Origin of the sequence: Nocardia sp. NPDC004168, from assembly GCF_040610355.1 — a bacterium.
Lineage (GTDB): Bacteria > Actinomycetota > Actinomycetes > Mycobacteriales > Mycobacteriaceae > Nocardia > Nocardia sichangensis.
Window position 1 is genome coordinate 1 of record NZ_JBEXME010000026.1, and the last position, 26,264, is coordinate 26,264.

The window sequence follows — 26,264 nt, forward strand, 5'->3', positions numbered from 1 at the left end:
CGCCCAGCAGCGCCATGCCGATCTTCTCCAATTCGCGCTCACGCCCGACGAAGTCACTGGTGGCCACGGGTGCAGACCCCAGACCCGGCGTACGTCCTTCCGACACAACAGGGCAGCGTAGTCGGGTCGCGGCGGCGGATACGCGGGTCTCTACCGATGCGCGGTGTCCACCTATACGCGGACGATTGCGCTGTCACGGCAGTCGATCGCACGACCGGAAGGACACGATGGTGGGACGGATACTGGTACTCGGGGCGGGCGAATGCGGGTTACCCCTCGCCCACCGTCTGCTGCGCGGCGGCCGGACGGTGACGCTGGTGACCGATCGGGACGCCGACGCGGTCCTCGCGGGCACCGTGACCAGCACCCAGGTCAAGTTCCCGCCCACCCTGGACCTCGAATCGGATATCGGCCTGGGCTTCTGGCGCTCGACCGCGCCGAATATCGAGGGCATCCGGTTCACCATGGCCATCGATCGCGCGGCGGTGGTCGGCTGGACCGGACGATTCACCCGCCCGGCCCAGAGCGTTGATCAGCGGACGGTGTTCGCCCGCTGGCTCGGCGAGTTCCTGGCCGAGGGCGGCGACTTGCGCATCGCCGAGCCGTCGGTGCCGGAGCTCGACCAGCACGCCGCCGACCACGACCTGACCGTGGTGACCCGTGCGGGTCGTGAGCTGGCCGGCTGCTTCGAAGCCGATGCGGCGTGGCCGGTAGCCGCCGCACCGATGCGACGACTGGCGGTGCTCTATCTCGACGGCGTCCAGCCGGATCCGGAGAACCTCGGCTACTACACCACGCTGCCCGAGCACGGTGAGGTGATCTCCTATCCCGGGCTGACCGGACGACCGGGGCAGGAACGCCGCTGCGAAATCCTGCTTTTCGAGGCGCGGCCTGGCGGCGTGCTGGACGTTTTCGACCAGCACGGCACGCCCGCGCGACGTTGGGCGCAAGCCCGGGAACTGCTGGACGCGCACCTGCCCGCCGAACTCGCCGAGCGCTACCGGCACGCTCAGCCGACCGATGCCGGAGCGACGCTGGTGGGCGCGGTGACTCCGGTCATGCGTCGTCCGGTGGGCACCCTGCCGTCGGGCAGGCCGGTGCTGGGCGGAGGCGACGTCGTCTGCCGGATGGACCCTGGCGGCGCACAGGGCGCCAACAACGCCGTGCACTGCGCGGTCCGCTACGGCGAGGCGATCCTGCACGATCCCGACGGCCCCTACGACCGCGCGTGGATGGAGTGGGCGGCCGCGCCGTGGCTGACGGCCGTCGCGCACCCCGCCGCGCGGTGGACGACCACCGTGCTCGATCCCCCACCCGCCCTGCGCGAGATGATGCTGGCCGCCCAGCACGACACGACCCTGGCGGACGCCTTCGCCGACACCTTCGCCCGGCCGGCGAACCTCACCCGGCTCGCGGCGACAGCGCCGTCCTGACCGACTGCCGGATTCAGGATTGCCAGGGCGGCGTTTCGGGAAAGACGACCGGCAGCGCGGTCAGAGCGCGGTGAAAAGGCCCCGGCCGCCACGTCAATTCGTGCACCGGCACGGCGGGCCGCAGTTCCGGCAGCGCGTCCAGCAACTGGTCCACCGCGTCCTGGCCGATCAGGTAGGCCGCGCTGCGGGCCGGACAGGCGTGTGGCCCGGCGCCCCAGGCCAGATGTGATCGGTTGCCGCTGTGGTCGTGCCCGCTGATCGCCGGATCGTTGTTGCAGGCGGCGAAGCTGATGACGACCGGCTGATGCGCGGGCAGCCAGACGTCGTCGATCAGGATCGGCTGGCGCGGATAGGTGACCGAGAAATTCGCCATCGGCGGGTCGGTGAACAACACCTCGTCGAGGGCGTCTCGGGTGGACATGCTCCCGCCGAGGACGTCGCCGCCGAACCGGTCGTCGGTGAGGATCAGCACCAGGGTGTTGATGATCAGGTTCTGCAGCGGTTCGATGCCCGCCCCGTAGAGCACGACGAGCTGATGGATCACCTCCGCGTCGTCCAAACCGGCCGGATGCCGTAGCAGCCGCGTCGTGATGTCCTGGCCGGGCTCGGCGCGCTCGAGTTCGAGCAGCCGCAGCAACGCGGTGACGAGCAGGCGATTGCCCTCCTCGGCGTCCACCCCGTCGAACACGGCGCGGGTCGCGGCGGCGACTTCCTGCCCGATCTCCGGCGGGCAGCCCAGCATGGCGTTGATCGCCTCGAAGGCAAGCGGAAAAGCGTACTGCGACACCAGATCGGCGCTGCCCGCCGCGCAGAAGGCGTTGATCAGCGGGACCGCGATCCGCTCCACGGTCTCGTGTAAGGCGTGCAGATCGACGGCATCGATGCTCGCGGTGTTCGCCTGGCGGTAGCGCGCGTGCTCCTCGCCCGTGCTGCGCATGGCGTTGGGGCGCCACTCCAGCACCGGCAGCACCGGGCAGTCGGTGGGGACGTTCGCCTGCCAGGCGCGCGGGTCGGCGGGAAAGTGGGCCGGATCGTGCATGATTCGCACCGCCGTGTGATAGCCCAGTACCAAGGTCGCCGACACGCCCGGCGCGAGCTCGACCGGCGCCATCGAACCGTAACGGGCGCGCATGTCGCGGTAGGCGGCATGCGGATCGGACGCGAACTCCGGGGAATACAGCGATACGCGCTCGATGTCGTGGCCGATCGGCGAACCATGGTGTACGCCGGAGTTATTCGCGGTGCGATCGAGGTCTCGGGACGTGGTCAACGCGTCACTCCCACGGTAGAAGCGTGCACGGCGAGCGCGGGCGCACTCGGCGCGGATCGTCGCGGCGTCGTGCGGTCCATACGGCGCACCACTGCGACGCATCGTCCCGACCGCGCAGCGGATCGACACACAGGATGGTCGCGTAGGTAGAACGCGGGCATCGGTAGCCGCGCGTGACCTGCGGCAATGCGAGCGCTTCCGCTGCACCGCAACCGGATTCGAGACCGCTCGTCGCCCGGTCGTCCTCCACCGATCGACACGGTCACCGGCAGCGCCGTGGGGCACGCGAATCCCTCTGGGACGCTGGGTATTCGCTACAGAAGGCAGCACCGACGGACGCGTCCGATCCGAGACGGCGGCCCGGCCGCGCGCCCGCTTCCCCGGGAGCACAAGCACTTCGACGTGCAAGTGGCTGGTGTATAACTTCCATCGGCCCGGTCGACTCCACCGACAAGCGATAGCGAGAAACGATGCACGGTTACCTGAACCAGGTGTCCCAGAGCACGACCCCCTCCGGCTATCCCACGCGCGAGCCCGAGACCCGTGCCGTCACGCCGCCGCGCACCGCGGATCTCGTCGTCAGCGCGCTGTTGTGGTTCCTGCCCGCGACGCTGGCGGCGATGTCGACGATCCTCGCGCCGTGGTTCCTGATGGCGGGCGGCATCTGCGAGTCCAAGCCGGAGTGCCGGGTCGACACCAGCGCGGGCGTCTGGATCATGGTCGGCGGCGGAATCGTGGGCTTCGCCCTGGGCGCGTTGCTGTCGGTGCTGGCGGCCCGGCAGGGACGGGCGATGTTCCCTGGCGCGTTGGTCGGTGCGGTGCTGGTCCTGCTCGCGTGGTTCGCCGCCTCGTTCCTCATGGGCTGAACCGCGCGTCGGCAGCCGCCGCGACGGACCCGTGACCGCGCGGCGCTCGGGGGGTCAGTTTGCGTCGCAGATGCCCTGACAAAGGGCCGACGCGGTGGTGCGCACCCGCTCGTCGGTTTAGTGTGCGAAGCGATCCGGGGCCATAGGAACTCGCCACTGCGCCGCGGACCTCGGGCCGCTTTGTTCTCGTTCCCAACTCACGAAACTGGCGCGGGTGTACTATTCGCCGGAATCACCCCACCGCGGGAGCTCGGGCACGGCCGGGCTGAGAGGGCGGACCGCACGCGTCGCCGACCGCATGAACCTGTCCGGGTAATGCCGGCGTAGGGAGAGCGTTTCCGTCATGTCGTCGACCCGCGCGAGCGCGGCGCAAGAAGCCCCGCTCACCCTCGACCAGCCCGCGCCGAAAGTGCTCTCGTTCTGGGACCAGAGCGCGTTCTGGGCCAATCTCGGCGTCAGCCTCATCGCGTTCTCCGGCGCGTACACGGTGCTCGCGCCGAATGCCGAGGGCGCGGCGCAGATCTCGATCGCGGCGGGCATCCTGGCGACCGTCCTCGGCACCCTGGTGGGCGGGCTGATGCTCGGCGCCGCCGCGCTGACCGGCGCGCGTACCGGACAACCCGCCATGGTGCTGCTGCGCGGACTGTTCGGCGCGAAACTCAGTTATCTGCCGACCGTCCTCAATATCGCGCAATTGATCGGTTGGGGCACATTCGAGCTGATCGTCATCGGCGACGCGGCCGGGGAGTTGTTCGGCGGCGGCCCGCACTGGCTCTACGTGGTGGTCGCGGGCCTGCTCACGACCGTCCTCACGATATGGCCGCTGGGCTCGGTCCGTCTGCTGCGCAGGTTCGTGACCGCCGGTGTCGTGATCGCCCTGATCTGGTTCTACGCGCAGTTCTTCCGCGCCGGTCTGCCCGATCTGCGGGCGAACCCTGGACCGAGCGGGAGCGGGCCGTTCGGCGTCGACTGGAACCTCTTCTGGGTCGCCACCGATGCCGCCTTGGCCGTCTCGATCTCGTGGGTTCCGGTCGCCGCCGACTACACCCGGCACTCCCGCACCGGCCGCTCGGCGTTCGGCGCGGCCAGCGGCGCGTACGCGCTCACCCAGATCATCGCCTACGTCCTCGGCCTTTTCGCGCTGGCGCTGGCAACCGGCGCAGGCGGGCCGTACGCACCGTTCCTGCAGGTGAGCCTCGGTGCGCTGTTCTTCTTCGTCTTCGTGCTGCGGGAGGCGGACCAATCGTTCGCCAATGTGTACTCCACCGCCGTGTCGATCCAGAACCTCGCGCCGCGCGTCGACCGCAGGGTGCTCTCGATCGGCCTCGGCGCCCTGATCACGGTGCTGGCCCTGCGGTTGGACATGAGCAACTATTTCGGCTTCCTCGGACTCATCGGTTCGGTGTTCGTGCCGCTGCTCGGCGTGCTGGTCGCCGACTTCTTCCTGCGGGCCCACCGCGAGTGGAACACCGCTCCCGACGCGCCGGCGCGGTGGGGCATGGTGGTCGCGTGGCTGGCTGGCTTCGCGGTGTATCAACTGATCAACCCGGGTGACGCCGGAGTGTGGACCGAGTTCTGGGATCGGGTTCGGCAGGCTCTGCATTTCACCGCGCAGGCGTGGATGAGCGCATCGCTGCTGTCGTTCCTGGCGGCGCTGGCGGTGGCCTGGCTGGTCGGCAAGGTGGCGGCGAGGACCGCATCGGCGTAGCGAATGCGCCACCATGGAGACATGGGCCAGATCAGGATCGGCACGTCGGGCTGGGTCTACCCGCCCTGGCGCGGGACGTTCTATCCGCAGGGCCTGGCGCACAAGCGCGAGTTGGCCTATCTCTCGGAGCAGCTCGACAGCGTGGAGATCAACGGCTCGTTCTACGCACTGCAACGCCCGTCCAGCTACCAGAAGTGGGCGGAGCAGACTCCGGACGATTTCCTCTTCGCGGTGAAGGGCAGCCGGTTCATCACGCACATGAAGCGACTGCGCGACGGAGACGATCTGCTGGCCAACTTCCTGGCTTCCGGCCCGCTGGCGCTCGGGCCCAAGTTGGGGCCGATTCTGTGGCAGCTGCCGCCGACCTTCCGCTTCGACGCCGATGTGCTGGACGCCTTCTTGTCCGGGCTACCGCGCAGCACCGAGCAGGCCGCCGAGATCGCACGCCGGCACGATCACCGCGTCGATCCCGCGCATACGAGCACCGACGCCGACCGGCCGTTGCGGCACGCCCTGGAGGTCCGGCACGACAGCTTCGTGACCCCGGCCTGCACCGATCTGCTCGGCCGCCACCAGGTCGCCCTCGTGGTCGCCGACGCGGCGGGCAAGTATCCGCTGCTGGAAGAAGTCACCGCCGACTTCGTCTACATCCGGTTGCACGGGCACGACGAGCTCTACGTCAGCGGATACACCGACGAGGGTTTGGACATGTGGGCGGAGAAGATCCGCTCGTGGGCCGGATCGCTGGACGTCTACACCTATTTCGACAACGACGCGAAAGTGCGGGCACCGCGCGACGCGATGGCGTTGCGGGAGCGCCTGGCGTCGCTCGTGTCGCCATGGCCCGCGGGATGACGAAGGTGACGCGGCAGGTCGCGGTGTGCGGACCCAGGGAGTGCACGCGACAGGAAGCGGAGTGGGCGCGTGCGGTCGGCGAACTCTTGGCGCGGGCCGGGATCACCGTCTTGTGTGGCGGCGGGGCCGGGGTGATGGCCGCGGTCGCCACCGGTGCCGCCGAGGTCGGTGGACTGGTGATCGGCGTGCGTCCGGACACCGACCGCGACGCGGTGTGTCCCGGGCTGTCGGCGGTGCTGTTCACGAACATGGGTGAGGCGCGCAACGCGATCCTCGTCGAGTCGGCGGACGCGGTGATCGTCATCGGCGGTTCGTGGGGCACGCTGTCGGAGGTCGCGCTGGCCCGCAGGCGTGGTGGCATTCCGGTTGTCTCCCTGGGCGGTTGGCAGATTCGCGACGCGAATGGACGTCCGGTGGCGGCGACGGTGGGCGCGGCCGATCCGGCCGACGCGGTGCGCCGGGCGCTGGACGGGATCGGTTCCGCACCGGCCGAGCCGACCTGAGGCCACCGATCGATCCGGGGCGGACGGCGCGGTGCACAAGAGGAGCCGACCATGCCTCGGGCGGCATGCACCGCGGACGGTCGTTGCGCCAGGCGTGAATTCGGCTCAACCGCGCTGCGCCGAAAATCGGCGCTGCGATTGCCCTCTGTGGCCGGCGCGACACTGCCACAAGTTTTCCGGATCGCCGAATCACCTGATGGGTGCGGTCGGACGTAGTCCGTCCTCAGCCCGCGCATGGCCGGAGCGAAGGGGAAGGTACGCCTGATCTGCGCTCTCCCAGATCTTTCCGATCACGCAATCTTGCGCATCACGCAAGTTTCGCTACCGTGGAGCCGTGGCATTCGTACTCGGCTTGCGCGAACGCAAGAAACTCGCCACCCGCGAGGCGCTCGGTTTCGCGGCGCTGCGACTGGCCGTGGAGCGGGGGCTGGACAACGTTCTCGTCGAGGACATCGCCGCGGCGGCCGGGGTGTCGCCGCGGACGTTCAACAACTACTTCGCGAGCAAGTACGAGGCCGTCTGCTCGGTGGCGGTGGACCGGGCCCGCCGGATCGCGGACGACCTGCGCGCCCGCCCGGTCGCCGAGCCGCTGTGGCCCGCGGTGATCCACGCCGTGCTGGCGGAATTCCGCGACGCCGAGCCACCCGATCCCGCGTGGACCGCGGGCGTTCGCCTGATCACCCGAGCGCCGCCGCTGCAAGGTGAGTACCGCAGATCCCAGGCGGTGATCGAGGGCGCGCTGGCCGAAGCCATCGCCGAGCGCACCGGCCGCCCGATCGACGCCGACATGTTCCCGAGGATCATGGCCGGCGCTCTCACGGCAGCGCTGTGCGTGGCCATCGACCGATGGGTCGATGCCGATCCACCCGTTCCCGCGCTACCGGTCATCCGGGAGGCGTTGCGGCAGTTGTCCCTTCTCCCAGGAGCGTTTCCGATGGATGTCCCCACCCAGCACACTCTCGCCGTCCCCGGCGCGACCCTCTACTACGAGATCCGCGGCACCGGACCGCTGTTGCTGCTGATTCCCGGCGGCAACGGTGACGCCGCATCCTTCGACGCCGTCGCCGAGCGGCTCGCCGACCGCTACACCGTGGTCGCCTACGACCGGCGCGGCTTCACTCGCAGCCCCCTCGACGGACCGCCGCACGATCGCGTGATCACCGACGGCGCGGACGCCGCCACGCTGCTCACGCACCTCACCGACCAGCCCGCCCACGTCCTCGGTAGCAGTTCCGGGGCGATCGTGGCGCTCGAATTGCTGCGCGCCCGGCCGGAACTGGTGCGCACACTCGTGGCGCACGAACCACCGCTGGCCACGCTGCTGCCCGACGGCGAGAAGTGGCTGGCCTTCCTGGACAGCATTCACGAGCAGAGCAAGACCGAAGGCACCTCCGCCGCCATGGCCGCGTTCTCGGCGGGCATCGGCATGCGGCCCACGCCGCTTCCCCCGCTCGAACAGCTGCCGCCGGAAGCCGTCGCGACAGTCACCAGGATCCAGCAGAACTTGGTCTTCTGGATGGAACACGAGCTGAGACAGTATCCCCGGTACGCCCCGGATCTCGCGGCGTTGCGCGCGTCGTCGGACCGGCTGGTACTCGGCGTCGGACGCGAATCGAGAGACACCTTTCCCGGACTTCCGAACGCCGCACTCGCGAAGGAACTCGGCCTGGACCTTGTCGAGTTCGCGGGCGACCACGTCGGCTATCGCATCGCCGCCGACGAGTTCGCCGCGCAACTCGATCGCGTCCTGACCCGCGACACACCAGCCGCCGCGGACTAAGCCGACTGGCGCAGGGGATGCAGGGCGGCCAGCGCCCGCAGGGCGTCGGCGCGTGAGATGGGCTGGTCGTTCTCCAGGGCGGCCAGTTCCAGTTCGATCCAGTCGCGGATGAGCGCGGACATGGTCACGTCGCGCTGCTCGGCGGCCTTTTTGACCCGCTGGTGCAATTCCAGTGGGATGCGCAGCGACGTGGTGACGGTGACCGTGTCCTCGGCGCGCAACGGCGGGGGCAGCTCGGCCGCGTCGACCGGTGCGTCACTGTATTCCAGACCGGAGAGGAAGTCCCGGACGGCCTCCGGGTTCGTCGGATAGTCAGTCATCGGTGTGCTCCCAACGCTCGAGTTCGGCCACCTGGGCCTCGGTCATCTCGACCGCGCCCAGGATGTCCCACTGCCAGCCTTCGGTGCGGCGGACAGCGACGATGAGCGGCCGGCCCGCCTCGGTCCGGCCCCACACCGTCAGGACCGCGAGCTCGTTCCGGCCGTGCGCCTGCCGAGGCCATCGGCGGGCGCCCATGAGCACCTGCAGCACTTCACGCGGGTCGATTCCCACCAGCGACAACAGTGCCCACTCAGGCCAGTTATAACCCACGATCAGCGATAATACAAGTGTATTGCAACGAAGCTCACCGCGCTCTCGCCCGGGACAGATTCCAGCTCTGCCAGCTGTCCTCGCCCAGGTCGGCGCGCAACCTGGCACGTACGTCCGCACGCAGCGGCTCGGGCAGCCGTTCGGTCGCGGGCATGATGTCCGGCGACAGCGTCACCAGGTATTCGGTGTCCAGCGCTTTGCCCCGCTGCCAGCGATCGATGTTCTCCTCGGCGATGAGTCGCTCCGGGTCCACCACGGCCAGCGCCAGCAAGGTCGCCATAGCGGTGCCGAGCACGGCGCGCGGCAACCATGCCCGGCGCAGTCGCAGCACCGCGACCAGGACCAGAACGTAGACCAGGCCGAGCCACAGTTCACAGACTTCCACCAGCAGGCGCAACACCATGAAGCCGTAGGCCCGCTGATAGGTCCACATCCGGCCGAGCGCCGAGGCGACGATCACCAGCGCCAGCAGGCTCACCGCCGTGAGCAGACCGCGCAGCCACCACCGGTCGGCGGGCGTGTCCTGGGCCGCCCAGCGCAACACGACAACGAGCACCGCGAGTGTCAGGACAGTGACGGCCGACAGCTGCCAGAAGCCGGTGCGGGCGTACTCGGCGTAGGTCAAGCCCGACGTCTTCCGGACATGCTCGTCGCCGCCGAACAGCACGACGAACTGGGTCACGACGAAGGCCGCGAACAGGATCGCGAGCGCACCGACCGGCAGTGCCCATTCCGAACGGCGCAGTGTTCGCCCACCCGCGCGCGCGGTGGCAGGCGGCGGCGGGCCCGCGAGCACGAACAAGGCACTGACCGCACCGAGCGCGACCACCGCGAACAGGACGATCCACCGCACCGCCGAGGGGATGTCCAGGTCCGGCGTCACGGTCTCGAGCAACGCGGCGAACATCGCGTCGGCGCTGCCGAGCAGCGGAACGAAGACCGCGAGCAGCGCGACGGTCACCGCCACCGACAGCCCGAGCCGCCGGGCCCGCGGCGTGTGCGCACCGCGCACCCTGGCGGTACCGGCGTACACCCACGGCACGGCGGAGACCGCCTCCAGGCCGACCGCCAGGGTGTCGTAGAGGATGCCGTTCGCCGAGCGGCGTCCCACGACCGCCAGCGAACCGGCGACACACGCCGCGAGCACGCACAAGGCGAACAGCCAGCCCGCGGCGCGGACGGCGCCTACCGCGAGCAGGGCGAGCGCGAGCGTCGCCCACCACGCGCGTCCCGCGAACCGCGCTCTTCGCGCGTAATGCGATGTCGCCACTGATCGTTCGGCCGCTTGTTCCGCGTCCCCTGTGCTGTCTTTCGTCGTGCTCGCCATGGCCCTGCGGGCGTTCCGGTCGACGAGGACGACCGCCGTCGCCGCGATCGCGGCGGCGAGAACCCAGCCGATGCCGGGCCGGTCCCAGTGGACGAGGATCGCCGCCGCCAGACCGGAGACGAGCGCGGCAGGCACCACGCCGGGAGGACAGACCACACGCCGCCACTTGGGTGGCCGCTGCCACGCGGTCGGGCCGCCCGGGGAGGGCTGGGCGGATCCGCCGGCCGGTGTACCCGCAGCGGCGATGCCTGCCGCCCGCATGTCCGATCCGGCGACCGGTGGATCGACCATCGCAGTGCCGGAACTGATTGCGGCAGAGATGGATTCGGTGCTCGACGCAGCAGAGGCCTCGGGTTCGGCCGTCGAGGCGGATTCGGGTTCGGGAGGCATGGTTCGTCCCTTCGATAGGCGTGCGAAATCACCCCGGAACCGTTCTGGTGGTCCGGGTCGGATGAGTGGCAGGTCAGCGCCCGGGCAGAACGACCCGGATACGGGAGCCAGGCTCGGCGACCGCGATGGTGCCGCCGTGCAGGTCGACCACCCAGCGGGCGATGGCGAGGCCGAGCCCGGTGCCGCCGCCCGTGGTCCGGCCGCCCCTGGTGAACCGGTCGAACACCCGGGCGCGTTCGGCGTGCGGGATGCCGGGGCCGTCGTCGTCGACGTCGATGACGGCCTCGCCTTGCGAGACACGCACGGCCACGCGGACTTCCCCGCCCGCAGGTCCGTGGCGGGCGGCGTTGTCGAGCAGGTTGAGCAGCACTTGGTGCAGACGCGCACGGTCGGCGTACACGCGGGCGGCGCCGGGCAGCACGTCGGTGCGGAATCGCACGCCGCGCCCGAGCGCGGCGGTCATGACCTCCGCTTCGGCGACGACGTCGGCCAGCAGCGGCGCGATCGGCAACTCCTCGCGGTCGAGCGGGAAGGCGCCCGCTTCGATGCTGGAGAGATCGAGCAATTCGGACACCAGCAGGGTGAGCCGTTCGGTTTGGGCCAGTGCGGTGCGCAGGGTCGCCGGGTCGGGTTGGGAGACGCCGTCGACGAGGTTCTCCAGTACCGCCTGCAAAGCGGTGATGGGCGTGCGCAATTCGTGCGAGACGTTGGCGATCAGGTCGCGGCGTTGCCGGTCGGCCGCCGCGAGGTCGGCCGCCATCTGGTTGAACGCCTCGGCCAGTTGCCCGACTTCGTCCCGGGAACTCGCCCGCACCCGCAGGGTGTAGTCGCCGTGGGCCATCCGTTTCGCCGCCGCGGTCATCTCGCGCAGCGGCCTGGTGATGCCGTGGGCGAGGAACTGCGAAGTGAGCAGCGCGATCACCACCGCGGTGAGCGTGGTGCGCGGGGGCAGCCATCCGATCTTGAACCGGAAGAATCCGAACGCGACCCCGCCGGAGCACAGCATGAGGATGGCGAGCTTCAGCTTGATCGACTTCACCGGGTCCAGCGGCCGGGGCAACAGCTCGGCGATCCGATCGCTCGCTCGGCGCGCCCACCGCCGTTCGCCGTATTCCGCTCCCCCGCCGGGTATTTCGCGTTTCACGTCCGGTGCGCTCTCGGGTTCGGTACTCATCGGGCATCCAGGGCGTACCCGACGCCGCGCACGGTGCGGATCAGGTCGGCGCCGAGTTTGCGACGCAACGCCTTGATGTGGCTGTCGACCGCGCGGGTGCCCGCCGCGTCGGACCAGTCCCAGACGTCTTCGAGCAGCCGCTCGCGCGCGAGCACCGTGCGCGGGCGGCGGGCCAGCCGGGCCAGCAGATCGAATTCCAATGGCGTGAGCAGGGCCTCGACGTCCGCGCGCCAGACCCGGCGCTGGTCGACGTCGATTCGCAGATCACCGACCAGGATCGTCGCGCCGTCGCGGTCGGCGGCCCGGTCCAGCCGGCGCAGCAGCGCGTGCACCCGGGCCGCGAGCACGCGCAGTGAGAAAGGTTTCGTGAGGTAGTCGTCCGCGCCGACACCCAACCCGACGAGCTGGTCGGTTTCCTCGGCGCGCGCGGTGAGCATGAGTACGGGCACCGGGCGGCGCGCCTGAATACGGCGGCACACCTCCAATCCGTCGAACCCCGGCAGCATGACGTCGAGCACCACGAGGTCCGGTCCGACGGCCTCGGCGGCGGCGACGGCCGAGGGACCGTCGTGCGCCAAGTCGACGGTGTACCCCTCCGCCCGCAGGCGAGCCGCGACGGATTCGGCGATGGTCATCTCGTCGTCCACCACCAGGATCCGCCGTGCGGCCTGCGCCGGTGCGCTGTGTTCCATGCACCGAACCCTAGCCACCGGCTGTGGAGAGATCCGGGCTCGATTGTGGAGATTTCGTGTGCATCCGCGCGGGCGCGCCGGCGTTCAGGGCCGCGGCCACGGACGCTTGTCGATGCGTTCGATGTCGGTGTTGAACCGCTTCAGGAATTCGGCGAACGCGGCGATGTCCTGCGCCGTCCATTTCGCCAGGACGTTTTCGAGAGCGCGGACGTTGTAGGCGCGTTCGGCGTCGAGCTGGCGCCCGCCCTCGGCGGTGATCCGGAATTTGCGCGCCATGCCGCCGTCCGGATCCGGAATACGTTCGATCAGACCGGCTCCGCGCATGGCGGTGGTCTGCCGGTGCAGCGTCGAAGTGTCCAGGCCGAAGGCATCGCTGAGTTCTCCCACGGACATCGGACCCTGCACCCGCAGCCTGCTCAGCACCGTGTAGGCGCTGCGGTCGAGGTGGCCACGGCCCCGGCGGGCCTTGGCGCTGAGGCTGTGCCGCCCCAGCAGCATGGTCTCGAACTCCACCGAAGATACGGGCTTGTCCACACAACGCTCCTGCCGATATTCGCCAGCTACGGGCTCATCTCCGCACCTATACCACACTCCCGCGGCCCGACCAGCACATTTGCATAGTACAACTCTTGTGCATCATGCACTTCATATGTATCGTGCACAAGAATCGAAAAGAGAGGGAGACCCGCGTGACAGCACCATCGGCAGCTCGGTCCGAGGGCATCGTCGGCGTACTCGCGGCGGCAGGCATCGTCGCCGCACTGATGCAGACCCTGGTGGTGCCGTTGATCGGGGACCTGCCCCGCATCCTGGACACCACACCGTCCAACGCGTCCTGGGTGATCACGGCGACGCTGCTCGCCGGCGCGGTGGCCACCCCGATCACCGGACGCCTCGGCGATCTCTACGGCAAGCGCCGCATGCTGCTGGCGTGCACGGTTCCGCTCATCGCCGGATCGCTGGTTTGCGCGCTGGCGAGTTCGGTGGTGCCGATGATCGCCGGTCGCGGCCTGCAGGGCATCGGCATGGGTGTCGTCCCGCTCGGCATCAGCGCGTTGCGGGACGTCCTGCCCGCCGAACGACTCGGCACGTCCATCGCGGTGATGAGCGCGTCGATGGGAATCGGTGGCGCGCTGGGTCTTCCGCTGGCCGCGGCGGTGGCCGAGAACGCCAGCTGGCGCGTGTTGTTCTGGGGCTCGGCGGTGCTGAGCGCTGGTGTCGCCACGCTGATCTGGCTGCTGGTGCCCGCCATCCCGGCACGCGGCGGCGGCGGTTTCGACGTTCCCGGCGCACTCGGCCTCGGCACGGCGCTGGTGTGCCTGTTGCTCGCGGTGTCCAAGGGCGCCGATTGGGGCTGGACGAGCGGAACCATCCTCGGCCTGTTCGCGGTCGCGGTCCTGGTCCTCGCGGTGTGGGGCTGGTGGGAACTGCGTACCGCGGACCCGCTGGTCGACCTGCGCGTGACCGCGCGCACGCAGGTCCTGCTGACCAACGCGGCCTCGATCGTGGTCGGGTTCGCCATGTACGCGCAGTCTTTGATCATCCCGCAGCTGCTGCAACTGCCGGTGGTCACCGGGTACGGCCTCGGGCAGTCCATGCTGGCGATGGGATTGTGGATGGCCCCCGCCGGCCTGGTGATGATGGCGGTTTCCCCGCTCGGTGCCCGGCTGTCGGCCGCGCGCGGGCCGAAGGTGACGCTCGCCGTCGGCAGCTTGGTGATCGCCCTCGGATACGGTTCGTCGGTCGTGCTGATGGGTTCGACCTGGGGGCTACTCGTCGTGACCTGCGTGTGCAGCGGTGGCGTCGGCCTCGCCTACGGCTCGATGCCCGCGCTCATCATGGGCGCGGTCCCGCTGTCGGAAACCGCGTCGGCCAACAGCTTCAACACCTTGATGCGCTCGATCGGCACCACGGTGTCGGCCGCGGTCGTCGGCGTCGTCCTCGCGCAGATGAGCACCCGCCTCGGTGGGCACACCATCCCCACCGAGGCCGGCTTCCGCACCGGATTGCTGATCGCTTGCGGCGTCGCGGTGCTGGCGGCGCTGATCGCGCTGGCCATTCCGGTTCGCAAGTCTGCCGCGACGCTGCCGGAGGCCGACCCCGAGCCCGCGGCCGCGCGCGCCTGAGCGCCGCGGCCCGCGCGGGGTCAGGCGAACAGGCGGGCGACGAACGGAATGCTGTCGGACAGCGAAGCGGCCATCGTGGCGCTGTGATCCTTGCCCGGATACACGTGGACCTCGGGCCGGACGCCGTGCGATTCCAGATCGGTGACCAGCTTCGCGGTCAGGGGAGCAGGGACGTCGGTGTCGTTGGTGCCCTGTCCGATGAACAGCGGCCGGTCGTAGCCCGTGAGCGGAACGTCCATGACGGAGCGGGCGGTGGCGACGAAATCGCCGTCCGCCAGCGGGCGCGAGAACAACCGGTTGACCGAGATCCCTTGCGCCCGCTCGGCCAGCGGCTGGAAGCACAGCGATTCCGCGGCGGTGGCCAATTGCTTGCCGACCGGGCTGAGGTAACTGTCGAGATCGAAGCCCGGTCGCGCCGCCCGCAGTCCGTTCATGACATACGCGATATAGGCGGTGAGGTGCGAATTGTCGATCGGAGGGGCGTCGGGCCCGAGGAACGAGGCGGCCTCGACGATATTGGAGGCGGGGCCGGTGGCGACCGCGCCGCGATAGTCCAGTTCAGGGGCGTACGCCGTGGCCAGCGAGGCGGTGAACACCGCGGCTCCGCCACCCTGCGACTGCCCGATGGCTACCCATTTCGACGACAGCGAATCCTCGACGGCGCGGGCCGCGCGCACCATGTCGATCCCGGCGTGCGCCTCGGCGCGTCCGTCCAGATACGCGTGCGGCCCCGGGGTGCCCAGACCGATGTAGTCGGTCGCGACGACGGCGTAGCCCTGGCGCAACCAGGTCGCCAGGTAATCCAGGTCGCGCTTGCTACGGCCGGCGGTCGACGGCGCGCATTCGTCGGCGAGGCCGACCGTCCCGTGCTCCCAGGACAGCACCGGCCAGCCACCGCTCGGCGGCGTCCCCGCCGGAACGAAGACCGCACCACCGGCCAGCGCCGACCGGTCATCGGAGGTCCTGGTCCAATACGTCAGGCGGCGGGCCGCGCCCGCGCCCTCGATCCAAAGCTGTTCGGGCAGCGCCTCGTCGCTGGCGACCGCGCCCGGAGCCGCGCCCGGCCCCGTGGGGTCGGCCACGGCCGCCCCCACCGGCGGACCCGCGAAAAGCAATGCGGCCGCGGCCACGGTGATTCCTGCACGTCGCACCGACATGGCGCCACCTCTCGGTTCTCAATTTGGTGTCTCGTCGAGACACTGTAGCCCGATTTTCGGCTAATGTGTCACTTTGAGACACCAACGGGGACGACATCGCCGAGAGAGAATGCGGGGCATGACGGGTGTGAACGGTCCACGCGACCGCGAGAAGGCGCGGGTGCGGCGGGAATTGGTCGACGCGGCGCTGCGGCTGTTCGAGCTGCATGGGTTCGAGCAGACCACCGTGCAGCAGATCGCCGACGCGGTACAGGTCTCCCGGCGGACCTTCCACCGTCATTTTCCGTCGAAGCTCGCGGTGGTGTTCAGCCACGAGGAAGACCTCATGGCCCAGTTGCTCGCCGCCGTCGACCGACGCCCGGCGAGCGAATCGGTGCTGACCGCGGTGCGCGCGGCGCTGCGCGACTTCTTGCTCGACGAGCGGGACGCACCGTCGCGTGACCGCCAGGCGGAGACCGCGCGCCGAGCCAGGCAGCTGCTGGTCGGCAATCCGGAATTGCGCCGGGAGAACTTCATCGGGGCGCTGGGACGCCAGCGCGCGATGGCGCTGAACTTCGCCGCCCGCGCCGGGCTTCCCGCCGATGACCTGCGACCGCAGCTCACTGCCGCGGCCTGTTTCGCGGCCTTCGGTGTCGGCCTCGATCACTGGATGATGGGAGCGGACCACTCGATCCCGGCCTTGCACCGGGTCCTCGATCGCGCGATCGCGTCGCTCCAGCGGGGCATCGACATCCAGGGCGCCGACTGAGCGCGCGCCGGATCGGCACAGCCCGCGCCGCAACCTGTTTCAATCGGTCGCATACCATCGCGAAGGTGATCACGGTGGCCACTTGGAACGTCCTGCATCGCGTCCACGCCGAGAACTGGTACGAGGACGTCGCCACCCGCTGGCCGGACGAGGGCGCACGGATCGCCGAAGTCACCGCGCGGGTGGCCGAACGCACCGAGCGGATCATCGCGTTACAGGAGGTCAGCGGCGATCAACTGGCCAGCCTACGAATGGCGCTGCCGGATCGAACCTTCCACGCGATGCGGTATCAGCGGTTGCCGACGCCGCGGCGCATGCCCAGCTCCTTGCTCGACGGCGGGGAGTACCTGGTGGTGCTCACCGCGGAGCCGAGCAGGGAGGTGACCGCCGAATCCTTCGCGCACGACCACGGCAAGGGCGCCCTCGTCGTCGACGTCGGCGGGCTGACGGTGATCGCCACCCATGTCACCGGCGACCGGCGGCGCACCGACCAGCTCGCCCGCCTGGCCGAACTCGCCACCGATGCCCCGGAGGACGCCGCGGTGCTGCTGGGTGACTTCAACATCGACCGCGCCACCGTCGCCGCCGGGTTGGGTGACCACTTCATGGTCGCCGAACACGTCGCGGGTGGGCTGCCCACCCGCCCGCGTTCCTCGGGAACGAAGTCGCAGCACATCGACCACGTGGTGGTCCACGGCGCGACCGTCACGGCGGCGTCGGTCGACGACATCGGCGGGGTGTCCGACCACAATCTCGTCCATGCGAGCGTCATGGTGTGAGTCGGCCGGGGTCCGCGTCGGTGCCGTCGTGCTGCCGATGCCGGGCGGGCCACGAGTTCGGTGCCGCGGCGATTCCGGTCGACCCGTGCCGGAGGTCGCAACGGAAGTTCCGGAAAGCGGGGATGCCACGGCATGATCGGCGAGTTCGGGGAGGGAGCCGGGATGTCCGCGGTCGCGAAATCTCCCGCGCACACAGCGGGTTCCGCAGCGGCAGCGCGTCTTCGACCCCAGTGAGTCGTTGCCGTGTCACGTGCGCCGCAACAGCACCCGGACTGGTCACGCCCAGGTCCCGAATTCCGGGCAGCACGAACGACCTCGGCGCGTACGACGAACGTCGTCACCCGCCCGCGGCAGAGATACTCCACGCCAGAACGATTCGGCTCCGGTCTGTGGCCGGGACCCGTCGAGTCGAGTTCGGCACGCGGGTCCGTCGGGCATCCGATCCGGCGCCTCCCCGCGCTACGACGGGCGGTAGTATGAGTCGGTGCGTAATCCGACGGTAGTGGCGGCGCGGCTGCGCGGCGCGTTCGTCGGATCCGTGGCCGGGGCGGTGAGCATCGCCGCGCACGCGCTCGGCGGCGGTGCGATGGCACCCGGCGCGGCGCCGATCGCCCTGCTGATCGCCGCGTGCGCGGCGGTCGGCGTGCTGGCCGGTGTGCGACCCCACCGGCACGGGCGCGGCGAGATGATGGCCACGCTGGCGGTGGCGCAAGCCGTCGCGCATTTCGCGTCCACCCTGTCGGCTGCTCATCACCACGACGCGGGCGCGACCTCGGTCATGCTCGGCACGCATCTCGCGGCCGTCCCGCTCGGCGCGCTGCTCATCCGCGCCGCCGAACACGCTGTCGTGCGCGCGGTTTCCGATGTGCGCCGCACGGTGCGCGTGCTCGGTGAAGGCCCCAGCGCGCCGGTCCGGATCGGCTCGCCCGCGTTCGGGCATGTTCTCCCCCATCCGCGCCGCCCGCTACTGAGTTCGGGCCCCGGCCTGCGCGGCCCGCCACCGATCCGCTGACCCCCACATCGCGCCGACGAGCATCGCCGGAGCACCCGGCCGCGCGAGACGACCCTGCCCACGATTCGCTTCGGATCATGCCTGCCCACTCCGGCTCGCGAATGCCATTCCGACCTCGGATATCACGGCGGTACAGCGCCGGAGAATCGACTCGCCGTGAACCCGGTTGCGAAGCGGGCGTTTTCGGCGACTCGCAGTGCGGCTTCAGGGCCAGATCGGCGGCCGCCGACTCGGATGCCCGGCCTCCTCGCGGCGGGCCGGATGTGACGTGTCCACCGACAGCACCGAGTGACCCGGGCCCGCCGACGGATCGGTCGATGCCCGGAACTCCCGAGGCCTTCGTCAGCGCGCACCACACCGAATCTCACGACTTGCGGAGTTCTCATGACCGTCAACCTTTTCGTCGCACCGCGCACCGCTCGCCTCCTGCGTGGCGCGCTCGCCGCCGCGGCGGTGCCCCTTCTGCTGACCGCGTGTTCGTCGGCCGACAAGACCGGCACCGTCGCATCCGCCGATGCGGTGACCATCTCCGACCAGTGGGTCAAGGCCGCCGACAGCGGGATGTCGGCCGCGTTCGGCGACCTGACCAACAGCGGCGACACCCCGCGCACCATCGTCTCGGCCGCCAGTCCCGCCTCCGGCCGGATCGAGTTGCACGAGGTGGTCACCGACGCGAACGGCACCAAGGCGATGCGGCCCAAGCCCGGCGGCTTCGTCGTTCCGGCGCACGGCCGCACCCAGCTGCGGCCCGGCGGCGACCACATCATGTTCATGGACCTGCACGGGCCGCTGCGCACGGGGTCGGAGACGTCGGTCACGCTGACCTTCGACGATGGCTCGACCACCACCTTCACCGCTCAGGTGCGCGACTTCGCGGGCAACCAGGAGAATTACGTGCCCGATCACACGGGCGGCGAGGCACATGCAGGCGCGCAGACCCCCGCGCACGGTGGCTGACCGCAACGAACCGCGTCCCGCACGGATCAACCGGCGGCGTCTACTGGGCGGCGGAGCCGCCGCGGCCGGCGTCGCCGGTGCCGGGCTCGGCGCGGCCGCGCGTATCGGACGGCGGGAACCCGGTCCCCGGGCCCGGGAAGCGACGGTGCCGTTCTACGGCCCGCACCAAGCCGGGATCGACACCCTCCCGCAGTCGCACGCGGCATTCGTCGCCTTCGATCTGCGACCGGGTGTCCGGCGCGAGGACCTCGTCGGACTGCTGAAGATATGGACCGGGGACGCCGCTCGGCTGACCGAGGGGCGGCCCGCGCTCGCGGACACCGAAGCCGAACTCGCGCTGCGCCCGGCGCGGCTCACCGTCACGGTGGGTTTCGGGCCCGCGGTGTTCACGGCGGCCGGGCTCGAGCATCGCAGGCCGTCGTGGCTGCGGCCGTTGCCCCCTTTCGCCATCGACCGGCTCGAATCCGCCTGGACCGGAGGCGATCTGCTCCTGCAGATATGCGCCGAGGAGGCGACCACGGTGTCACACGCGGTGCGTGTGCTGTGCCGGAGCGTGACCTCGCTGGTCACCGTGCGCTGGGTGCAACGCGGATTTCGCGATGCCGCACCAGGCCGGACACCGCGCAACCTGATGGGCCAGGTCGACGGCACGGTGAACCTGGCGCCCGGCACACCGGAGTTCGCCCGTCTGGTGTGGGACGACGGGGCCACGCAGCCCTGGCTGCGCGGCGGAACCTCGTGCGTACTGAGGCGGATCGCGATGACGCTGGACACCTGGGACCGGATCGACCGAGAGGAAAGGGAACTCACCGTCGGCCGCACCATCGCCGACGGCGCGCCGCTGACCGGAACCGGCGAGTTCGACGAGCCGGACTTCGCGGCCGTCGACGCGAACGGGATACCGGTCATCCCACCGTCATCGCACATCGCTCGCGCCCATCACACCCACGACGGCGAGCGTTTCCTGCGGCGCGGCTACAACTACGACGACGCCCCCACACCGGGCGGGACCTCCAACTCGGGTCTGCTGTTCGCCGCCTATCAGCGGGACGTGGACACCCAGTTCCTTCCGGTCCAGCGTCGGCTCGCGGAATTCGACGCGCTCAATGTGTGGACCACACCCATCGGTTCCGCGGTGTTCGCGATCCCGCCCGGGGTCGCGTCACCGGGCGGCTATCTCGGGCAACCGCTGTTCGAGGCGTGAGAAGTGTTCGGCGCCCATGCGGCGCCGGACACCTCAGGTCCACAACACGGCCACCAAGACGTTCACGATCGCCAGCACGCCCGCGGCATCGGTCAGCCACGGCACCGGCTTGCCTCGCTTCTCGTCCGCGTGCCCGATCTCCGCGAACGCCGCCACCGCCACCGCGACGACCAGCTTCACGCCGATCTTCACCATGTTCGGGTCCTTGCCGAGCGAATCGATCGACTCGGCCATGCCGACCAAGATCAATCCGGTGACCACCTGCAACCGCGCACCCCAGACCATCACCTCCGAGACCCGAGGCCGCCCCGCCACATAACCACCCACTACCGCCGCCATGCCGAGCAGGTGAGCGACGACTACGACGTTGTAGATCAACTCTGACACGTTCACGCAGCAAACTTGCCATGGTTCGGGCGCGAGTGCACTTCGCGATTTCGCTGCCCGATGGGACGAACTCGCCCGCACCGGTGCAGCGCACTCGAAGAGCTCGGTCGCCGAACTACGTCGCGTACAGCGTCACCTGACGGATGTGGCGGGGATGCCGCACGACCCGACAGTGGACCACACGACTTGCATCACACCTGCTCGAAGGACGAACCACATGGTCGAAATCCGACGCGGTCGCACACGGTGGCGAACCACCAAGACTGTCACCACAATCGCGGCCGCAGTCGCCGCGGGCGGACACGCCGCCGCGACCCTACCGAAACGAACTGCCGGGCCGGCTACGACGCCGACCAGCCCGCGGAGAAACGTCGGCGTCCGTGTAGCGACACGACCGGCCGCGCGACTATCGTGACGAGTCGATCTGTTGGTGGACTTGGCTTTTCATCCCACGGTGGGAGTATTCGAGGTTGACGTATGAGCAGCACATCGGCCGCTGTCACGCTCGACCGGCTGCGCCGGGATCTGCGCGAATTCGCGCGCTTGGCCGAAGCGCGTTACGACCCCGCGGTGGTGGATCCGGCGCTGGACGCTCTCGCCGATCTGTGGACCGGCTCGGTGGTCGGTGTGCGCACCACGACCCATCCGGTACCCGAGCGCGAGGTCAACGCCAGGGTGCAGCACTCGGGCCCACCGGCAGAACTGGTCGAGACGCTGCGCGGCGCCGGACTGATCACCTTCATCGGACATCCCATGGAGCGATTGCTGGCGGAGGTCTGTGCCGAGGTCCCGGCGGGATCGGCCGTTGACCTGTCCCTCACCGGTGGCGTGCAGAAGGTCTGGCTGTTCTTCGCCGATGTCCTCGAGGTCGAGCGGATGCTCGCGTTCCCGGGGATTCCGGACGCGGCGCGCTCGCACGCCGAGCACTTGACCCGCTACGGCGGCAAGGTCGGCATTCTGGCACTCGATTTCGCCAGTCGCACCATGAACTTGTACTCCCAGGTGCTGCCGCCCGGTGCGATCACTTCCGACGACATCGCCGCGATCCTGACCGACCTGGATTTCGTCGCGGCCACCGACGAAGAACTGACGCTGTTCGACGGCACATTCAACGTCTACCGCACCTTCTCTTGGACCTCGCCGCGCATGCGACGCATCTGCTTCCCGCAGCGTTATCAGGAATCGAATTTTCCGCGCGACCTCGATCCGGTGCTGGCCCGTTTCATCGACGGGGCGCCGCGCGCCTTCGAAGGGCCACGCGGCTTCACCCTCTACGCCGCCTACGGTCCGCACTCGCGGTACTACAAAGTGCAAGCCGAATACACGACCGTCCATCGTGCCGTCATCCCCGGCGGCGGCGCCGCGCCGCGAGCGAAATAGGCGCGGCTCGTAGTAGCCGCCGCTGACGAAGATGCCCTCGAGGTGCGGCGGACGTTCGGCGGCGGCGAGCACCTGCATCGAGTGCGCGCAGACGATAGCGCCGTCGACCGGGCGCACACGTTCGTGCCGTGACCTCGAGCCGTGCGCACGCCGAGGCGGGGTGATCCACGCGACAGTACAATCTGGAATGATTCCAATAAAGTCGGGGTTGTTCTCCGTGAAGACCACGAGAGGAGTGCAACCATGACTACCGCACACAAGACTCAGCACCGAACCAATCGCCGTCTCGCCGACGAGGTCCGCAATTTCACCGGTTCACCCCGCTTGGCCGCGGATCTGCAGCGCGTTCTCGTCGATCTCGTCGAACTGCACTTGCAAGGCAAGCAGGCCCACTGGAACGTCGTCGGCGCCAACTTCCGCGATCTCCACCTGCAACTCGATGAGCTCGTCGATGCGGCACGGGAGGGCAGCGACACCATCGCCGAGCGGATGCGAGCCCTCGACGTGGTCCCCGACGGACGCTCCGACACCGTCGCCGCGACGACGAGCCTCCCGCCGTTCCCCGCCCAAGAGGTGAACTCCGCCGACGTCGTCGACTTGATCACGACCCGCACCTACGCGGCGATCGACACCATCCGTGACGTGCACGACGCGGTGGACGCCGAGGATCCAAGCACCAGCGATCTGCTGCACCAGATCACCGCGTCGCTGGAGAAACTGGCGTGGATGATCAAGTCGGAGAACCGCAAGGTCTAAACGGCACGAGCGCCATACGCCGAATGGAAGCACCCGCCGTTCCCTTCCAGGGGTCCGAGCGCGATCATTGAGGCGTGCACGACCTGATCCGCTCGGTGTGGCACGAGCCGCACGCCCCCGACGCTCCACCTCGGTCATGGCGGGATCGGGCGCTCGTGGGAACGTTCATCGCGCTCGCGGTTCTCGAAGGTTCGCTTCGACAAGACATCTCGCACCGGTTCGTGTGGATCGCGGTCGCGGTCGCGATCATGCCCACGCTGTTGTGGCGCCGGAGCCGACCACTGGCGATGGTCGGCATCGCCTTCGTCGGCTCGACCTCGGCGACGGTGCTGCTGGGTGGCGATCAGTCGGACATCGCCGCCATGGGGGCGACGCTGCTGCTGCCGTACGCGTTGTACCGGTGGGGGTCCGGGCGCGACATCGTGATCGGATCGGCGATCGTCTTCCCCAGTGCGGGCATCGCGATGCTGACCGGCGGCCTCCCCGCCGCCGATGCGGCCGGAGCGTTCATCGTGCTGTTCGCGGCCGTCGCGCTGGGCTTGGCATTCCGGTACCGGGCACGGGCGAAGGCTCGGGAACTCGATCAGGTCAAGCTGGTCGAACGTGAACGACTGGCCCGCGATCTGCACGACACCGTCGCGCATCATGTGTCGGCCATGGCGATTCGCGCCCAAGCCGGTCTGGCGATCGCGGAGTCCACGCCCGGCGCCGCCGTCGACGCGCTGCGCCTGATCGAGGCCGAAGCCGCGCGCACGCTCGCCGAGATGCGCGCCATCGTGCGTGTGCTCCGGCGAGACCAGCCGATCGATGATGGGGACCGCTCGCCCAATCCCGGCATCACCGATCTGGAACAGCTCGCCGGTTCCACCGGCAACGGTCCTTCCGTGGAGGTGGAGATCAGTGGTGATGTCACCGATCTGCCCGCGACGGTCGGCACCGCGATCTACCGCTTGGCCCAGGAGTCGATCACCAACGCGGTGCGTCACGCCCGGCACGCCACCCGCATCGAAGTGCGTGTAACCAGCGACGACACAGCCGTCCGACTGCTCGTCCGTGACGACGGCGACGGCGGTCCCGCACGCCCGGCCGGATCTCCGGGTTACGGCCTGGTCGGCATGGCCGAGCGCGCCGACCTGCTCGGCGGCACCTGCGCGGCGGGCCCGAACTCCGACCGCGGGTGGACCGTGACGGCGGTGCTGCCCCGGCAGGGTGCGGCGACATGACCGTAGGCGAGCCGATGACGCCGGATCTGCGGGTGGTCGTCGCCGACGACCAGGAGATCGTCCGCACCGGGCTGGTGATGATCCTCGACGCCCAACCGGGTATCGAAGTCGTCGGCGCGGCCGCGGACGGGGCCCAGGCCGTCCGGCTCGCTCGCGATCTGCGCCCAGATGTGTGCTTGTTCGATATCCGCATGCCGGGCGTCGACGGCATCGAGGCCACCCGCCTGCTCGCCGGGCCTGCCGTCGACGACCCTCTCGCCGTGGTCGTCATCACCACCTTCGACCTCGACGAGTACGTTTACGCGGCGCTGCGTGCCGGCGCACGCGGTTTCCTGTTGAAAGAGGCCGGACCCGCGATGCTCGCGCAGGCCGTCCATGCCGCCGCTCGCGGCGACGCGCTCATCGCCCCGAGTATCACCGCGCGTCTGCTCACCGCCTTCGCAGGCACCGGACGCGCCGCAGCGCCTGCCCGGCCCGCCATGGAACTCACCGACCGCGAGGAGCACGTACTGGCCACTGTGGCCCGGGGGCGAACCAACAACGAGATAGCCGCGGAGCTGCACATCAGCCTCAGCACGGTCAAGACCCACATCGCGAGCCTCATGGCCAAACTCGGGGCGCGCAACCGGGTGGAACTCGTCATCTGGGCGTACGAGACCGACCGCGTCGGGCGCTGACCGGAGCACCTCGGCCGAAAGTATCCCCGGGCCCCGTCCTATCGGCCGACTCGGATCGAACCGCTCGTCCGATGTGGTCCGTCGGCCGGTTCGCCAGGATGGACGCACCACCGACGCCGCTCGCGGCCCGGCGTGACCATCCGAGGGAGAAAACCATGTCGGCATCGACGAACGCGACCACGCCCGAACGCGACGCCACGATGAAGGCGATCGTCCAACGCGGCTACGGTTCACCGGAACAGGTACTCGCACCGGACGACATCGCCCGCCCCACTCCCTCCGACGACGAGGTCCTGGTCCGCATGCGCGCCACCAGCGTGAATACCCCGGACTGGCTCGCGGTGACCGGTGTGCCGTACCTCCTCCGACTGGAGTTCGGACTCCGCCGGCCTGCGACACCGGTGCGCGGAAGTGACATCGCGGGAACCGTGGAGGCCGTCGGAAAGAACGTGACCGGCTTCCGCCCCGGCGACGAGGTATTCGGTTCGCTGTGGGGCAACAGCGCGAAATCGCTGGCAGGCACGTTCGCCGAATTCACGGTGGTACCGGCGTCCCAGCTGATCGGCAAACCCGCCGAACTGTCGTTCGCGGAGGCCGCGGCATCGGTCATGTCGGGCATCACAGCGCTGCTGGCCATGCGCGACGTGGGCCGGGCCGGGCCGGGGAAACGGGTCCTGATCAACGGCGCGTCGGGCGGTGTCGGAACGCTCGCGGTGCAGATCGCCAAGACGCTCGGCGCTCAGGTCACCGGCGTGTGCAGTACCCGCAACGTCGAGTTCGTGCAGTCGTTGGGCGCCGACCACATCATCGACTACACCCGGGAGGACTACACCCGCGGCACACAACGCTACGACGTGATCCTCGACAACGTGTTGAACCATCCGCCCGCCGCGACAGCCGAGCTGCTGACACCCACCGGAATACTCATCCCCAACAGCATCGGGAGCGCCAGAGGACTTTTCGGGAGCCTGCCGAGGATCGCCCGAGCGAAGATGATGGGTTGGGGTTCGACCGACGTCCGCACCGTCACCTGCCTCCCCGGCCAGGACAATTTGAACGATCTCGCCGCGCTCTTGGTGTCCGGCGACGTCAAGGTGATCATCGAGCGGGCCTATCCCCTCGGCGAAGCCGCGCACGCGGTCGCCCACATGCTCGGACACCACGCCAGAGGCAAGATCGTCATCACCGATTAGCTTGCCCGGCGACCGCGGTCCAGCCTTCGCCGCACCTGTATCGGAGAGGCCTGGTTGGTTGAACCGCGCTGTCGGC

Annotated in this window: 26 protein-coding genes and 1 riboswitch; of the genes, 17 read left to right on the forward strand and 9 right to left on the reverse strand. The window is 69.5% G+C overall.

The window, feature by feature from the left end; genetic code table 11:
* Positions 1–227 precede the first annotated feature (227 nt).
* Positions 228–1,433, forward strand: coding sequence for a styrene monooxygenase/indole monooxygenase family protein (locus ABZW96_RS30550; RefSeq protein ID WP_355079281.1), 1,206 nt, complete (start codon positions 228–230; stop codon positions 1,431–1,433).
* Positions 1,434–1,446: 13 nt separating this feature from the next.
* Here the strand turns inward: ABZW96_RS30550 and ABZW96_RS30555 are convergent, their stop codons facing one another.
* Positions 1,447–2,703: a cytochrome P450 gene (locus ABZW96_RS30555; RefSeq protein ID WP_355079283.1), complete on the reverse strand. Its 1,257-nt coding sequence runs from the start codon at positions 2,701–2,703 to the stop codon at positions 1,447–1,449.
* 470 nt (positions 2,704–3,173) lie between these two features.
* On the opposite strand from ABZW96_RS30555, the gene ABZW96_RS30560 reads away from it, so the two are divergent.
* From ABZW96_RS30560 to ABZW96_RS30580, 5 genes are all read left to right on the forward strand, one after another.
* Entirely contained in the window at positions 3,174–3,569 is a 396-nt protein-coding gene (locus ABZW96_RS30560) for a hypothetical protein (protein ID WP_355079285.1), read from the forward strand.
* Between the two features lie 232 nt (positions 3,570–3,801).
* Positions 3,802–3,916, forward strand: a riboswitch (TPP riboswitch).
* Positions 3,913–5,277 carry a cytosine permease gene (locus ABZW96_RS30565; protein WP_355079287.1) on the forward strand — a complete coding sequence of 455 codons (1,365 nt, stop codon included), beginning with the start codon at positions 3,913–3,915 and terminating at the stop codon, positions 5,275–5,277. It overlaps the preceding riboswitch by 4 nt.
* Before the next feature lie 21 nt (positions 5,278–5,298).
* A complete protein-coding gene (locus tag ABZW96_RS30570) occupies positions 5,299–6,132 on the forward strand; it encodes a DUF72 domain-containing protein (RefSeq protein ID WP_355079289.1) in 834 nt (277 codons plus the stop codon).
* Positions 6,129–6,635 carry an LOG family protein gene (locus ABZW96_RS30575; protein WP_355079291.1) on the forward strand — a complete coding sequence of 169 codons (507 nt, stop codon included), beginning with the start codon at positions 6,129–6,131 and terminating at the stop codon, positions 6,633–6,635. Before ABZW96_RS30570 ends, ABZW96_RS30575 begins: the two co-directional genes overlap by 4 nt.
* A 334-nt stretch (positions 6,636–6,969) precedes the next feature.
* On the forward strand, positions 6,970–8,415 hold the full coding sequence (locus ABZW96_RS30580; protein ID WP_355079293.1) for an alpha/beta fold hydrolase: 1,446 nt from the start codon (positions 6,970–6,972) through the stop codon (positions 8,413–8,415).
* Here the strand turns inward: ABZW96_RS30580 and ABZW96_RS30585 are convergent.
* The 6 genes from ABZW96_RS30585 to ABZW96_RS30610 all read right to left on the reverse strand — a co-directional run bounded on the left by ABZW96_RS30585 (position 8,412) and on the right by ABZW96_RS30610 (position 13,123).
* Positions 8,412–8,735, reverse strand: coding sequence for a hypothetical protein (locus ABZW96_RS30585; protein ID WP_355079295.1), 324 nt, complete (start codon positions 8,733–8,735; stop codon positions 8,412–8,414). The two genes, ABZW96_RS30580 and ABZW96_RS30585, sit on opposite strands and share 4 nt — an antisense overlap.
* Positions 8,728–9,006, reverse strand: a complete 279-nt coding sequence (locus ABZW96_RS30590; protein WP_355079297.1) for a hypothetical protein — start codon at positions 9,004–9,006, stop codon at positions 8,728–8,730. Before ABZW96_RS30590 ends, ABZW96_RS30585 begins: the two co-directional genes overlap by 8 nt.
* A gap of 34 nt (positions 9,007–9,040) precedes the next feature.
* A complete protein-coding gene (locus tag ABZW96_RS30595; protein ID WP_355079300.1) occupies positions 9,041–10,624 on the reverse strand; it encodes a DUF4153 domain-containing protein in 1,584 nt (527 codons plus the stop codon).
* Positions 10,625–10,796: 172 nt separating this feature from the next.
* On the reverse strand, positions 10,797–11,897 hold the full coding sequence (locus ABZW96_RS30600) for an ATP-binding protein (RefSeq protein WP_355079303.1): 1,101 nt from the start codon (positions 11,895–11,897) through the stop codon (positions 10,797–10,799).
* Entirely contained in the window at positions 11,894–12,589 is a 696-nt protein-coding gene (locus ABZW96_RS30605) for a response regulator transcription factor (protein ID WP_355079304.1), read from the reverse strand. Before ABZW96_RS30605 ends, ABZW96_RS30600 begins: the two co-directional genes overlap by 4 nt.
* An 84-nt stretch (positions 12,590–12,673) precedes the next feature.
* The gene (locus ABZW96_RS30610; RefSeq protein ID WP_355079305.1) at positions 12,674–13,123 is read right to left on the reverse strand and encodes a MarR family winged helix-turn-helix transcriptional regulator; all 450 of its coding nucleotides are present in this window, start codon (positions 13,121–13,123) and stop codon (positions 12,674–12,676) included.
* A 155-nt stretch (positions 13,124–13,278) separates the two neighbouring features.
* Between ABZW96_RS30610 and ABZW96_RS30615 the strand changes: the two genes are divergently transcribed.
* On the forward strand, positions 13,279–14,715 hold the full coding sequence (locus ABZW96_RS30615) for an MFS transporter (RefSeq protein ID WP_355079306.1): 1,437 nt from the start codon (positions 13,279–13,281) through the stop codon (positions 14,713–14,715).
* A gap of 20 nt (positions 14,716–14,735) precedes the next feature.
* Here the strand turns inward: ABZW96_RS30615 and ABZW96_RS30620 are convergent, their stop codons facing one another.
* A complete protein-coding gene (locus tag ABZW96_RS30620) occupies positions 14,736–15,872 on the reverse strand; it encodes a lipase family protein (RefSeq protein WP_355079308.1) in 1,137 nt (378 codons plus the stop codon).
* Positions 15,873–15,990: 118 nt separating this feature from the next.
* Here ABZW96_RS30620 and ABZW96_RS30625 point away from each other — a divergent pair, with 118 nt between their 5' ends.
* The 5 genes from ABZW96_RS30625 (at position 15,991) to ABZW96_RS30645 (ending at position 20,572) form a co-directional block, all read left to right on the forward strand.
* The gene (locus tag ABZW96_RS30625; protein WP_355079310.1) at positions 15,991–16,620 is read left to right on the forward strand and encodes a TetR family transcriptional regulator; all 630 of its coding nucleotides are present in this window, start codon (positions 15,991–15,993) and stop codon (positions 16,618–16,620) included.
* Positions 16,621–16,694: 74 nt separating this feature from the next.
* Complete coding sequence (locus ABZW96_RS30630; protein WP_355079312.1) at positions 16,695–17,399, forward strand: endonuclease/exonuclease/phosphatase family protein; 705 nt, start codon at positions 16,695–16,697, stop codon at positions 17,397–17,399.
* A 484-nt stretch (positions 17,400–17,883) separates the two neighbouring features.
* Entirely contained in the window at positions 17,884–18,411 is a 528-nt protein-coding gene (locus ABZW96_RS30635) for a hypothetical protein (RefSeq protein ID WP_355079314.1), read from the forward strand.
* A 384-nt stretch (positions 18,412–18,795) separates the two neighbouring features.
* Positions 18,796–19,368 (forward strand): copper chaperone PCu(A)C, encoded by a 573-nt coding sequence (locus ABZW96_RS30640; RefSeq protein ID WP_355079316.1) that lies wholly within the window; start codon positions 18,796–18,798, stop codon positions 19,366–19,368.
* On the forward strand, positions 19,334–20,572 hold the full coding sequence (locus tag ABZW96_RS30645) for a Dyp-type peroxidase (protein ID WP_355079318.1): 1,239 nt from the start codon (positions 19,334–19,336) through the stop codon (positions 20,570–20,572). Before ABZW96_RS30640 ends, ABZW96_RS30645 begins: the two co-directional genes overlap by 35 nt.
* A gap of 33 nt (positions 20,573–20,605) precedes the next feature.
* Here ABZW96_RS30645 and ABZW96_RS30650 read toward each other — a convergent pair whose 3' ends face one another.
* Positions 20,606–20,911, reverse strand: a complete 306-nt coding sequence (locus tag ABZW96_RS30650; protein ID WP_355079438.1) for a hypothetical protein — start codon at positions 20,909–20,911, stop codon at positions 20,606–20,608.
* Positions 20,912–21,436: 525 nt separating this feature from the next.
* On the opposite strand from ABZW96_RS30650, the gene ABZW96_RS30655 reads away from it, so the two are divergent.
* From ABZW96_RS30655 to ABZW96_RS30675, 5 genes are all read left to right on the forward strand, one after another.
* Positions 21,437–22,339, forward strand: a complete 903-nt coding sequence (locus ABZW96_RS30655) for an aromatic prenyltransferase (protein ID WP_355079320.1) — start codon at positions 21,437–21,439, stop codon at positions 22,337–22,339.
* Between the two features lie 243 nt (positions 22,340–22,582).
* Positions 22,583–23,095, forward strand: coding sequence for a DNA starvation/stationary phase protection protein (locus tag ABZW96_RS30660; RefSeq protein ID WP_355079322.1), 513 nt, complete (start codon positions 22,583–22,585; stop codon positions 23,093–23,095).
* A 74-nt stretch (positions 23,096–23,169) separates the two neighbouring features.
* Positions 23,170–24,318: a sensor histidine kinase gene (locus ABZW96_RS30665; RefSeq protein WP_355079324.1), complete on the forward strand. Its 1,149-nt coding sequence runs from the start codon at positions 23,170–23,172 to the stop codon at positions 24,316–24,318.
* Positions 24,315–24,995: a response regulator transcription factor gene (locus ABZW96_RS30670; protein WP_355079326.1), complete on the forward strand. Its 681-nt coding sequence runs from the start codon at positions 24,315–24,317 to the stop codon at positions 24,993–24,995. Before ABZW96_RS30665 ends, ABZW96_RS30670 begins: the two co-directional genes overlap by 4 nt.
* 155 nt (positions 24,996–25,150) lie before the next feature.
* Positions 25,151–26,188: an NAD(P)-dependent alcohol dehydrogenase gene (locus ABZW96_RS30675; RefSeq protein WP_355079328.1), complete on the forward strand. Its 1,038-nt coding sequence runs from the start codon at positions 25,151–25,153 to the stop codon at positions 26,186–26,188.
* Positions 26,189–26,264: the final 76 nt, after the last annotated feature.

Coding starts and splice junctions, on each gene's coding strand:
- ABZW96_RS30550 (WP_355079281.1), top strand. CDS start 228: ATGGTGGGACGGATACTGGTACTCGGGGCGGGCGAATGCGGGTTACCC.
- ABZW96_RS30560 (WP_355079285.1), top strand. CDS start 3,174: ATGCACGGTTACCTGAACCAGGTGTCCCAGAGCACGACCCCCTCCGGC.
- ABZW96_RS30565 (WP_355079287.1), top strand. CDS start 3,913: ATGTCGTCGACCCGCGCGAGCGCGGCGCAAGAAGCCCCGCTCACCCTC.
- ABZW96_RS30570 (WP_355079289.1), top strand. CDS start 5,299: ATGGGCCAGATCAGGATCGGCACGTCGGGCTGGGTCTACCCGCCCTGG.
- ABZW96_RS30575 (WP_355079291.1), top strand. CDS start 6,129: ATGACGAAGGTGACGCGGCAGGTCGCGGTGTGCGGACCCAGGGAGTGC.
- ABZW96_RS30585 (WP_355079295.1), bottom strand. CDS start 8,735: ATGACTGACTATCCGACGAACCCGGAGGCCGTCCGGGACTTCCTCTCC.
- ABZW96_RS30595 (WP_355079300.1), bottom strand. CDS start 10,624: ATGGTCGATCCACCGGTCGCCGGATCGGACATGCGGGCGGCAGGCATC.
- ABZW96_RS30600 (WP_355079303.1), bottom strand. CDS start 11,897: ATGAGTACCGAACCCGAGAGCGCACCGGACGTGAAACGCGAAATACCC.
- ABZW96_RS30605 (WP_355079304.1), bottom strand. CDS start 12,589: ATGGAACACAGCGCACCGGCGCAGGCCGCACGGCGGATCCTGGTGGTG.
- ABZW96_RS30620 (WP_355079308.1), bottom strand. CDS start 15,872: ATGTCGGTGCGACGTGCAGGAATCACCGTGGCCGCGGCCGCATTGCTT.
- ABZW96_RS30625 (WP_355079310.1), top strand. CDS start 15,991: ATGACGGGTGTGAACGGTCCACGCGACCGCGAGAAGGCGCGGGTGCGG.
- ABZW96_RS30640 (WP_355079316.1), top strand. CDS start 18,796: ATGACCGTCAACCTTTTCGTCGCACCGCGCACCGCTCGCCTCCTGCGT.
- ABZW96_RS30645 (WP_355079318.1), top strand. CDS start 19,334: ATGCAGGCGCGCAGACCCCCGCGCACGGTGGCTGACCGCAACGAACCG.
- ABZW96_RS30650 (WP_355079438.1), bottom strand. CDS start 20,911: ATGGCGGCGGTAGTGGGTGGTTATGTGGCGGGGCGGCCTCGGGTCTCG.
- ABZW96_RS30655 (WP_355079320.1), top strand. CDS start 21,437: ATGAGCAGCACATCGGCCGCTGTCACGCTCGACCGGCTGCGCCGGGAT.
- ABZW96_RS30660 (WP_355079322.1), top strand. CDS start 22,583: ATGACTACCGCACACAAGACTCAGCACCGAACCAATCGCCGTCTCGCC.
- ABZW96_RS30670 (WP_355079326.1), top strand. CDS start 24,315: ATGACCGTAGGCGAGCCGATGACGCCGGATCTGCGGGTGGTCGTCGCC.
- ABZW96_RS30675 (WP_355079328.1), top strand. CDS start 25,151: ATGTCGGCATCGACGAACGCGACCACGCCCGAACGCGACGCCACGATG.